1 protein-coding gene and 1 pseudogene are annotated in these 1,610 nt (G+C 71.7%); one reads left to right on the forward strand and one right to left on the reverse strand.

The genetic code is table 11. The features are described 5' to 3' along the window. Positions 1–508 (forward strand): annotated as a pseudogene (locus PV721_RS43225) (hypothetical protein); the annotation flags it as partial. Positions 509–577: 69 nt separating this feature from the next. Here the strand turns inward: PV721_RS43225 and PV721_RS43230 are convergent. Next, positions 578–1,573, reverse strand: a complete 996-nt coding sequence (locus PV721_RS43230; RefSeq protein ID WP_319734331.1) for a GlxA family transcriptional regulator — start codon at positions 1,571–1,573, stop codon at positions 578–580. Positions 1,574–1,610: the final 37 nt, after the last annotated feature.

Here is a 1,610-nt window from a genome sequence, read left to right on the forward strand (position 1 = left end):
CCCCGCCTCCGCGCCGACCGCCGGGCCAGGCCCCGGGCAGGGCCCCGGGCCGGTATCTGATGCCGGCGCGGATCCGCGGCCTCACATCCACGCACTGGCCACGGCGGGCCGTCACGTGGAGGCGGCCACGCTCGCTCAGGCGTGGGAGGAGTACGTCCTTCAGGCCTCTGGACACGCCTCCTTGGAGGCGACCGGGTGGGTGGAGATCCGTGCCGATCTGGCGCGGATGGCGGGTGATTTCCCGTTGGCCACCCGGCTGTGGATCAGCGCCGGCCGGGCTCGCCTGGCCCGGCAGGGTGCCGATGTTCCGGAGGTGCACGCCGCGGCGGCCGGCGCCCTGTACTGCTGGGCTCAGGTCAGGGACCGGGCCCTGGCGCTGGAGTCCGGGCCCGGGCTGCTCGCTCTCCTGGGTGCTCTGCCGTTGGCGGATCCCCGTCACCTGCTCCTTGCCGAGCAGCGGCTGCAGGCGCTGCGCACCGCCGACCGCCCCCGCGCCCTTCACGGGTAGTACCTGGGGAACGAACCGGGCGGCCGTCTCACGGGCCGGGTGGCAGACCTGTCCGTCCATCCGGAACGGTCAGGGGTGGCGGGTGTGCCGGAAGCGGCTGCGGTATTCGGTCGGGGTGGTGTTCAGTTTTCGGCGGAACGCGCGGATCAGGGTGTCGGGGGTGTTGAAGCCGCACGCCGAGGCGACCCGCTCCAGGGTGTCGTCCGTGGACTCGAGCTGGTTGCGGGCCACCTCGACGCGGGCCGATTCGATGTAGGCGGCCGGGGTCATGCCCAGTTCGGTCTTGAAGATGCGGGTGAGCTGCCGTTCGCTGACATGGGCGTGCTCGGCGAGATCGGTGACGGTGAGCCGGCCGGTGATGTTGCCGGTGATGTAGTGGCGCAGGTCGTCCATGCGCCGCGTCATGGAGACGGGCTCGATCGGGACGCTGAACTGGCTCTGCCCGCTGGGGCGCTTGAGGTACATCACCAGCTGCCGGGCGACGCGCAGCGCGACCGTCTCGCCGAAGTCCTCCGCGACCAGCGCCAGGGACAGGTCCAGGCACGCGGTGATCCCCGCTCCCGTCCACACGTCCTGGTCGCGGATGAAGATGGGATCCGCATCGACCTCGACCGCGGGGTGGTCGGCGGCGAGCTGCTGCGCGGTCGACCAGTGGGTGGTGGCGCGCTTGCCGTCCAGGAGCCCGGCTGCCGCCAGCAGATGCGCTCCCACGCACACCGACGCGATGCGCCGGGACCTGCCCGCAAGCTCCTTCACCCAGTGCACCACGGCCGGATCGGTGACGGCACGGACACGCGAGAGGCCGTCGACCTCGACCGAGCCGGGAACCATCAGGGTGTCGATGCTGCGTGCCGCCGCGTCGGCGAAGGTGACGTCGGGCAGGATCCGCACCCCGGCGGAGGTGGTGACCGCGTCCATCGTCTCGGCGGCCAGCACCACCTGATAGCCCTGCGCGCTGCCGGTCTCCCGCCGCAGCAGGGCGAACACCTCCGGGGGGCCGGTGACGTCGAGCAGGTCGACGCCGTCGAAGAGGAGCACGACGATCAACCGGTTCAGGCTGCTCACAGCGTTGTCGGTGTCATCGGACGGGACGGCTGAAAGC

It is taken from the genome of Streptomyces sp. MB09-01, from assembly GCF_033794505.1.
Taxonomy (GTDB): domain Bacteria; phylum Actinomycetota; class Actinomycetes; order Streptomycetales; family Streptomycetaceae; genus Streptomyces.